This window comes from Zoogloea sp. (assembly GCF_030157465.1).
In the GTDB taxonomy this organism is placed as follows: domain Bacteria; phylum Pseudomonadota; class Gammaproteobacteria; order Burkholderiales; family Rhodocyclaceae; genus Zoogloea.
Map to the genome: position 1 here is coordinate 1 of NZ_JAOAUU010000160.1, position 8,417 is coordinate 8,417.

Here is an 8,417-nt window from a genome sequence, read left to right on the forward strand (position 1 = left end):
GCACGGCCTTCTTGCCGCCGGCGTTCATGGCGATGTTGCCGCCGATGCACGAGGCGCTGGCGGAGGTGGGGTCGACGGCGAACACGCGGCCGGCTGCGGAGGCGGCTTCGGAGACGCGCTCGGTGACCACGCCGGCGCCGGTGCGGATGGTGGCGTAGGACTGGCTCATCGGGCCATTGAGGCCGGGCAGCACGACTTCTTCGACCGGGCCCATCGAGATCAGCTTTTCGGTGTTGATCACCACCGACCTGGCGTCCAGCGGTACGGCGCCGCCGGTGTAGCCGGTGCCGCCCCCGCGCGGGATGATGGTCAGGCCGAGTTCGATGCTGCTTTTCACCAGCGCGGCCATTTCTTCTTCGGTGTCCGGGTAGAGCACCACGAAGGGGTATTCGACGCGCCAGTCGGTGGCGTCGGTCACGTGGGAGACGCGGGCGTGGCCGTCGAAGCAGATGTTGTCCTTGCGGGTGTGGCGAACGAGTTCGCGCTGCACGCGCTTGCGCAGATCGTAGGTGTCTTCGAAGAAGGCCTTGAAGCGATCGACGGCGCCGTGGGCCGCAGTGACCAGGCTGGCCACCTTGGAGGCCCGCTCCGGATCTTCACCGATGGAATCCTCGCGGCGCTTCTCGATTTCGTGGAGGCGGTGGCGCAGGGCTTCGATCAGCGCGCCGCGGCGGTCGCGGTTGGCGAGCAGGTCGTCCTGCAGGTAGGGGTTGCGCTGCACAACCCACACGTCTCCCAGCACCTCGTAGAGCATCCGTGCGGAGCGGCCGGTTACACGCTCGGAGCGCAGCGCATCGAGCGTTTGCCAGGCTTCGGCGCCAAGCAGCCGGATGACGATCTCGCGGTCGGAGAACGAAGTGTAGTTGTAGGGGATTTCGCGCAGGCGTTGGGTCATTGCGTTACCTGAATCTTTGCAGCGGAGAACTGACCATTTTAACGGAGCGCCCCGCCTTCTGTCGAAAAACAAAGCCTTACAGCCAGCAGGGCTTCCGCGGGAGGTCGCGGTGCCGTGGTGCTTGGAGCCGGATTTCGACCGAGTGGTTCCGGCGCAAAAAACAAAGGCCCGTCCGGGCAGGACGGGCCTTGGTGGTGCGCGGGGCGGTGGGTCAGCGGCGGCGCCGGGCCATGACGCCCATCAGGCCGAGGCTGGTGAACAGCAGCGCCAGGCTGTCGGGTTCGGGAACGACGGCACTGAAGGCCAGCTGCGCCAGCCGGGCGTGCAGCTGGGCGCTGGGGTGCTGGTAGTCGAAGTACATGTAGCCGGTGGGGTCGGCGCACACCGTTGGGGTGCCCCAGCCCGGCCGCGCACTGCCGTCCGGTTCGCCGGTGTAGCAGGCGCTGGAGACATCGGTGAAGCCATAGCTTGCCGGATCGTTGGTGATGTCGGTTTGCGCCGAGAACACGTCGAGGGTGTTGATGTCGAGCGCCGTGAAGGCGCTGGCGGACAGCAGGCCGGAAAGGTTTGCGTTGAACAGCGCGCTGACGCCGCCGGCCAGCGCCGACAGATCACTGCTGCCGGCAAACCGGATGCCCGGTGTCAGTGACAGGTTGGGCAGGTTGGGCACCAGGAAGTGCCGTGCGCCGAGGCCTGAAAGCGTGGTGATGGCGCCGCCGATGGCGTTCAGCGTGGTGCCCACCGCGGTGCCGATCGCTGTCGGATCGCCGCCGATCCGGGCGCGTATGCCATCCGAGATGTCGTTCGAGCCGATCCACAGCACATAAAGGGCGTTCGGGTCGGCCGCGGCCGAAAGGGAGGTGACATATGTGCCGATCTGCTGGCTGAAGCTCTTGCCGCCCAGCGGAACCAGGTCGGGGGTGATGCCATTGACGCGCGCGCCGCCGTAGGCGTAGTTGGTACCGCCGGCCAGCGACGGGGCGACGCTCAGGCCCAGGTAGCCTGCCAGTCCGTCGATGTAGTTCTGGCCGTTGGTGAAGCGCCCGGTGCTTGTTCCGTCGGTGAACACCGGCTTGAGCGGGATGGCCGTGCCGGAGATGAGGGCGTCGTTGCCGACATCCGACAGGCTGTCGCCGAAAACGTACATCGCCGAATACGGCCCCGCCTGGGCCAGGGAGCCCGTGAGGGCGAGAGACAACGCGACAACACCACGATAACCACGCTCACGCCATGCCATGACAGCCCCCTCGTCGAGTGAATCGGAAAACTCCCGAAAACCGTGCCGCGGAAGGTTTGCTCCTCTATGGGGGGCATTACCCTGCCTTGCGGCCACAACTCAATATAGGCGGGGGACGTCAGATGTAAAGGCAGGATAAACCCGTTATGGGCACCGGCGCTGCAGCGTGCTACACGGCCGCCTGCACCGCGATTTCCACTTTCCAGCCCGGCGCGGCCAGGCGCGTCACCTGCACGCAGGCCCGGCTGGGCGCGCAGCCGGGCGGAAGCCAGGCCTCCCAGACGGCATTCACCGCGTCGTAGTCGGCCATGTCGGTGAGATAGAGCGTCGCCATCAGGAGGCGATCCTTGCCGCTGCCGGCGCTGGCCAGCAGCGTCTCCAGGCTGGCCAGCATGGCGCCGGTCTGGGTGCGGATGTCGGCGGCCTCGTCGGGGGGCACCTCGACGCAATACATCACGCCGTTGTGACGGGTGTAGTCGGAATAACGCGGCGTCGTGCCGGCTCGCTGGATGTCGCTCACGGAGTCTCTCCAAGGTAAAACCCGCATGTTGCAGTGCGGCCGCCCCGGCTGCTACCCTCCAGAGCTTCATCCGCCGAAACACAGGTTTCCAAATGAGCGCGCCGCACCCCGATTATCTCCAGAAGATCCTCACCGCCCAGGTGTACGACGTGGCGATTCAAACGCCCCTCGACCCGGCTCCCAATCTGTCGGTGCGCATCCACAACAAGATTTTCCTGAAGCGCGAGGACATGCAGCCGGTGTTCAGCTTCAAGCTGCGCGGCGCCTACAACAAGATGGCCAACCTGAGCCCGGCGGCCCTGAAGCGCGGCGTGATCTGCGCCTCGGCAGGCAACCACGCCCAGGGCGTCGCCCTGTCGGCGAAGGTGCTGGGTGTGCGGGCCGTCATCGTCATGCCCACCACCACCCCGGCCATCAAGATCGACGCCGTGAAGCGCAACGGTGGCGAAGTGGTGCTGGCCGGCGAATCCTTCTCCGATGCCTACGTTCACGCGGTCGAACTCGAAAAGACCGAAAAGCTGACCTTCGTGCACCCCTACGACGATCCGGACGTGATCGCCGGCCAGGGCACCATCGGCATGGAAATCCTGCGCCAGCACGGCAAGCCCATCCACGCGATCTTCTGCTGCGTGGGCGGTGGCGGGCTGCTCGCCGGCGTGGCGGCCTACGTGAAGCGCGTGCGCCCCGAGATCAAGGTGATCGGCGTGCAGAGCGTCGACTCCGACGCCATGACCCAGTCGCTGGCCGCCGGCAGGCGCATCGAGCTGCCCAGCGTCGGGCTTTTTGCCGACGGCGCGGCGGTCAAGCTGGTGGGCGAGGAAACCTTCCGGGTGTGCCAGGAATACGTGGATGAAATGATCTCGGTGGACAACGACGCCATCTGCGCCGCCATCAAGGACGTGTTCGAAGACACCCGCTCGATCCTCGAGCCGGCCGGCGCCCTGTCGCTGGCCGGCGCCAAGGAATACGCCAAGCGCCACAACCTCCGGGACAAGACCCTGGTGGCGGTGGCTTCCGGTGCCAACATGAACTTCGATCGCCTGCGCTTCGTGGCCGAGCGCGCCGAAGTGGGCGAGCAGCGCGAAGCCGTGCTGGCCGTGACCATCCCCGAAAAGCCCGGATCGTTCAAGAAGTTCTGTGATCTGCTCGGAAACCGCAACATCACCGAGTTCAACTACCGCTACGGCGACGCCGACAAGGCCCACATTTTCGTCGGCGTCGGGGTGCACAACCGCGCCGAAGGCGTGCGCATCACCGAGATGCTGCAGCGCCACGAGCTGCCCTGTCTCGATCTGACCGACGACGAAATGGCCAAGAGCCATATCCGCTACATGGTCGGCGGCCACGCGCCCCAGGCCGAAAACGAAGTGCTGTACCGCTTCGTCTTCCCCGAGCGTCCGGGCGCCCTGCTCAACTTCCTCGAAACCCTGCGTTCCGACTGGAACATCAGCCTCTTCCACTACCGCAACCACGGCGCCGATTTTGGCCGGGTGCTGGTCGGCATGCAGGTTCCGCCGGCCGATCGCCAGGCCTTCCAGGGTTTTCTGGCGCGGCTGGGTTACGAATACGTGGATGAAACGGGCAATCCGGCCTACCGGATGTTCCTCGGCTGAAAGCCGTGGCCGGCGCTAGCCGGCTGCGGAATCCCGCTCGTCTTCCAGGAGCGTGGCGTTGATGGCCCGCTGGCGCTTGCTCATGAAGGGCTTTTCGGCCCAGGTGTAGAACACCCCGCACAGGGCCAGGGTTGCGGCCACGCTCAGGAGGGGATTCAGCGGATTGGACGCGGGCAGGATCTGGCGCACGATCATGCCCGGCAACTGCACGATGATCCCGTGCAGCAAATACACCGAATACGAGATCACGCCGAGATACGCGGCAGGTTTGAGCAGCCAGCGCAGCGCCCGGTTGCCGCCTTCCCGTGCGGCCTCCAGGCCCTCGCCGAAGGGCGCCGCGAGCCACAGGACCAGTGCGCAGACCAGCGCAAAACCCAGGCTTGCCGACGGAAAGAAGCGCTCCAGCACATCGGCCAGCGAGCCCAGGTAGGCCAGTTGCAGCAAGCTGCCGAGGATCAGCACCACGCCCAGCGCGGCCACGATCCGGCTCTTGCCCGGAAATATCCGGGCGGCCTGCCAGCCGTTCAGGGACAGGTATTGCAGCGCGATTCCGACCGCGAACATCGGCCAGAAATGAATGAACAGGCCACTGTTGAGCGGCAGCGGCCAGGCCAGCAAGAGCAGGCTGGCGCCGCTCACGAGGGCGATGATCAGGCGGAAATGCGCCCGGAAAAGCAGCGCCAGATAGACGCACAGGTAAAACTGGAATTCGATCGCCAGCGTCCAGTAAACCGAATTGACCTGGTTGAACTGGCCCTGCAGGTCGTCGCCGACCGCCATGAAAACCTTGACGAGGCTCACCAGCTGCAGCCAGTCGATGGCGCCGAGAGCCAGAAAGCGCGGTTCGGGCATCTCGTACATGCCGGACTTCAGGGCCGAGATCGCCGCAAGAACATAAGGCACCGCCAGCACCACCAGGATGGACAGCCAGAACGGCGGAAAAATGCGCAGGAAGCGCCGCTTGAGGAAGGCGCCGGCGCTTTCGCCCTTGCGCAGGGTGGCCTCGGCCGAGGCCGAAATGACATAGCCCGAGATGACGAAGAACAGCGGCACGCCCAGGCTGCCGAAACGCACGATATCGGCCAGCACGGGCATGCTGGCCTCGAACCCGCCGCGCACGTGAAACAGGAATACGAGCAGCGCCGCGATGCCTCGTGCCATATCCAGAATCAGGTTCATCCACTCACCATTCGACTCAGGCGCCTGCCGGAAGGCGGGCCGCCAAGGGGCTGCCGATCGCACCGCCGCAGCGGATTGTCGCACGCCAGCGCGGGGCTCCAGCCAGGCAGGATGTGAGCATGTGCTTCAGCGCGGCAGGCGGCCCACTCGTCTCGATGCTGCAGTGCGAAAAGCGGCCTAACGCCCGCCGCGCCACACCGACAGCAGCACCCACAGCCCGCCCAGCATGGCGCCGATAAAGCCGAGGAGGCCCAGCAGCGAGGTGGAATCGCCCCGTTCGACGGTCATGGCGATCGACGAGCCGATGATCAACGCGGCGGTCACGATGCCTATCGTCAGGCGGCTGGCGGCGCGGTCGAGCTGGTCGCCAAAGGCCTTGAGCGGCGGGATGTCGACTTCCACGCGCAGGCTGCCGCGGCGCGCCGAGCGCAGCAGGCGGCCCAGATCCTGGGGCAGGCCGGCCAGCAGGTCGACGGCTGAAGTCAGGGCCCGCCAGCCGCGCCGGGCGATGGCCGACGGGGCGTGGTGGGCGAACAGCACCTGCCTGAGAAACGGCGCGGCTTCGGTGGCGATGTCGAAATCCGGGTCGAGCTGGCGGCCCAGGCCTTCGAGGGTGATGAAGGCCTTGACCATCAGCGCCAGGTCGGGCGGCAGCGCCAGACCATGCTCGCGCAGGATGGTCACCACGTCGGCCAGCATGGTGCCGAAGTCGAGCTGCCTGAGTGGCACGCCGTGGTATTCGTCGACGAAGCGCTCGATCTCGTCGCGCAGCGCGGCGGCGTCGCCGTTGGCGTCGCTGCTCCAGCCCAGGAGCACCTCGGCCACCAGGCTCGCGTCGCGGTCCACCAGGCCGTGCATCAGCTCCGCGACCTCGTAGCGGCGCTGCTCGGGCAGGCGCCCGACCATGCCGAAATCGATGAAGCCCAGGCGGTTGCCGGGCAGGTAGAACACGTTGCCCGGGTGCGGATCGGCGTGGAAGAAGCCGTCCTCGAGCATCATTTTCAGCACCGCGGCGGCGCCGCGCCGGGCCAGCAGCTTGCGGTCGAAACCCTCGGCAAGCGCCGCCACGTTGCGGCCGGGAATGCCCTCGATGAAATCCTGCACGTTGAGCCGCTCGCCGGTCCATTCCCAGTGGATGCGCGGCACGACGATCTCGGGGTGATCGGCAAAGCTTGCGGCGATGCGCTCGGCGTTGCGTCCTTCGGCCGAAAAGTCGAGTTCGCGACGCAGCGACTGCGCAAACTGGCGCACCACCTCCCGCGGCCGGTAGCGGCGCAGGTCGGGGGCCTCGGTTTCGATGATCTCGGCAAGCCGGCCGAGCAGGCGCAGATCGGCCTCGATGACCGGCCGGATGCCCGGCCGCCGCACCTTCAGCACCACCGCGGTGCCATCGGCCAGCCGGGCCCGGTGCACCTGCGCTAGCGATGCCGCCGCCAGCGGCTCGGTGTCGAGTTCGGCAAACACGGCTTCCGGCGCCTGGCCCAGGTCTTCGGCCAGCTGGGCGCGGATGTCGGCAAACGGCACGGCGGGCGCGGCATCCTGCAATTTGCCGAACTCGGCGATCCATTCGGGCGCAAACAGGTCGCCCCGGGTGGCGAGGATCTGCCCCAGTTTGACAAAGGTCGGCCCCAGCTCTTCCAGCGCCTGGCGCACCCGCTGCGGGGGTTCCAGCCGGGCCAGGTGTTCGGGGCCGCGCAGGTTCAGGTGCAGCGCGGTCCCTGCCCGTTCCAGCGCCCGGGCCATGCCCAGCCGCTGCACCAGATCGCCAAAGCCGTAGCGGATGAGCACCGCCGCGATGTCGTGCACCCGGCCCAGGTCACGGGCGGCGCCGAGGGCTTCCCAGAGCATCAGCGGAGGCTCCGGGGGCGGGGGGAGGCGGTGGCGAGTGGCATGGCTGCGGTTCCGGTGAGGGGGGAGCGGGGAAGGACCGAGGGACGATTGATCAAGCCGGCCGGCCAGTCAAGCACAGCATGGCCGGCACCCTACCCCGCCATCGCCCGCCTCATCCAGGCGCTGGCCCCATCCACGGCGATCGCCATCGCCAGCATCGTCAGGATGACCGTGCTGGCCTGGGCTTCGTGGAACAGCGAGAGGCTGTAGTAAAGCAGCGCCCCGAGGCCGCCGGCGCCCACAAAACCGAGGATCGCCGCCATGCGGATGTTCATTTCCCAGCGGTACAGCGCGTAGGCGAGCCACTGGGGGGCGACCAGCGGCAAGGTGCCGTAAAGAAAGCTGGCCAGCGCCGGGGCGCCGCTGCCGGCAAGCGCCCGGGCGGGGGCCGGCGGGGTGTTTTCGAGGGCTTCGGCAAACAGGCGGCCGAGCACGCCGGTGGTGTGCAGCGCCAGCGCGAGGGTGCCGGCAAAGGGGCCGAGGCCGGCGGCGAGCACCATCAGCGTGGCCCACACCAGCTCGGGCACCGAGCGCAGCAGGTTGAGCACGAAGCGGGCCGTGGAGCGGGCCACAAGGCCCTGGCGCCGGGCCGCCGGCAGCGCCAGCGCGGCGCCGGCCAGCGCGGCGATGAGGGTGCTGAGCAGCGAGATGGCCAGGGTTTCGAGCGCCGCAAAGCCAACCCTGCCGAGAAACTCCGGCGACAGATCGGGCGGGAAGAAGCGCTGCACAAAGTCTGCCGCCTCGCCGGCCGCGGCGCCCGAGAACAGCGCGCCCAGGGGCATGTCGAGGTAGGCGAAGCTGGCCCACACGGCGGCCAGCACCAGCGCGATGGACAGCAGCGGGCCGGTGGAGACGCCGGGCTTCACCGGGAGCGCTCCGGGGCGGTATGCCCCAAGTCATGTCGTATCACGTGTTTTTGCCCTGCAAACCTGATTTTGGCGGATTTTACCCCGCTCAACCCTTCACGCAGACCACCTGGCGCAGGGTGTGCACCACCTCCACCAGTTCGGACTGGGCCGCCATCACCGCGTCGATATCCTTGTAGGCCATCGGAATTTCATCGATCACGTCGGCGTCCTTGCG

Annotated in this window: 8 protein-coding genes; 1 reads left to right on the top strand and 7 read right to left on the bottom strand. The window is 67.3% G+C overall.

Features of this window, described 5'->3' with window-relative positions:
- From Q1W26_RS19465 to Q1W26_RS19475, 3 genes are all read right to left on the bottom strand, one after another.
- Window positions 1-895 (bottom strand): DUF3683 domain-containing protein (locus Q1W26_RS19465; RefSeq protein ID WP_300443533.1); only part of this gene is annotated, 895 nt, incomplete at its 3' end.
- Between the two features lie 211 nt (window positions 896-1,106).
- Window positions 1,107-2,132, bottom strand: a complete 1,026-nt coding sequence (locus Q1W26_RS19470) for an SGNH/GDSL hydrolase family protein (protein WP_300443535.1) — start codon at window positions 2,130-2,132, stop codon at window positions 1,107-1,109.
- A 169-nt stretch (window positions 2,133-2,301) separates the two neighbouring features.
- Window positions 2,302-2,679 (bottom strand): RidA family protein, encoded by a 378-nt coding sequence (locus Q1W26_RS19475; RefSeq protein ID WP_366143711.1) that lies wholly within the window; start codon window positions 2,677-2,679, stop codon window positions 2,302-2,304.
- Window positions 2,680-2,744: 65 nt separating this feature from the next.
- Here Q1W26_RS19475 and ilvA point away from each other — a divergent pair, with 65 nt between their 5' ends.
- A complete protein-coding gene (gene ilvA / locus Q1W26_RS19480) occupies window positions 2,745-4,265 on the top strand; it encodes a threonine ammonia-lyase, biosynthetic (RefSeq protein WP_300443540.1) in 1,521 nt (506 codons plus the stop codon).
- A 15-nt stretch (window positions 4,266-4,280) separates the two neighbouring features.
- Here ilvA and Q1W26_RS19485 read toward each other — a convergent pair whose 3' ends face one another.
- The 4 genes from Q1W26_RS19485 to Q1W26_RS19500 all read right to left on the bottom strand — a co-directional run.
- Complete coding sequence (locus Q1W26_RS19485; RefSeq protein WP_300443543.1) at window positions 4,281-5,444, bottom strand: acyltransferase; 1,164 nt, start codon at window positions 5,442-5,444, stop codon at window positions 4,281-4,283.
- A gap of 177 nt (window positions 5,445-5,621) precedes the next feature.
- Window positions 5,622-7,292 (bottom strand): AarF/UbiB family protein, encoded by a 1,671-nt coding sequence (locus tag Q1W26_RS19490; RefSeq protein WP_300443546.1) that lies wholly within the window; start codon window positions 7,290-7,292, stop codon window positions 5,622-5,624.
- Window positions 7,293-7,426: 134 nt separating this feature from the next.
- Window positions 7,427-8,200, bottom strand: coding sequence for a phosphonate ABC transporter, permease protein PhnE (gene phnE / locus Q1W26_RS19495; RefSeq protein WP_300443549.1), 774 nt, complete (start codon window positions 8,198-8,200; stop codon window positions 7,427-7,429).
- Between the two features lie 88 nt (window positions 8,201-8,288).
- Window positions 8,289-8,417, bottom strand: a 129-nt coding sequence (locus Q1W26_RS19500) for an RtcB family protein (RefSeq protein ID WP_300443551.1), incomplete at its 5' end; no start/stop codon positions are given.

What these genes read in the sequence shown, in the direction of transcription:
- Q1W26_RS19470 (WP_300443535.1), bottom strand. Translation starts at nt 2,132, where the DNA reads ATGGCATGGCGTGAGCGTGGTTATCGTGGTGTTGTCGCGTTGTCTCTC.
- Q1W26_RS19475 (WP_366143711.1), bottom strand. Translation starts at nt 2,679, where the DNA reads ATGCGGGTTTTACCTTGGAGAGACTCCGTGAGCGACATCCAGCGAGCC.
- ilvA (WP_300443540.1), top strand. Translation starts at nt 2,745, where the DNA reads ATGAGCGCGCCGCACCCCGATTATCTCCAGAAGATCCTCACCGCCCAG.
- Q1W26_RS19485 (WP_300443543.1), bottom strand. Translation starts at nt 5,444, where the DNA reads ATGAACCTGATTCTGGATATGGCACGAGGCATCGCGGCGCTGCTCGTA.
- Q1W26_RS19490 (WP_300443546.1), bottom strand. Translation starts at nt 7,292, where the DNA reads ATGCTCTGGGAAGCCCTCGGCGCCGCCCGTGACCTGGGCCGGGTGCAC.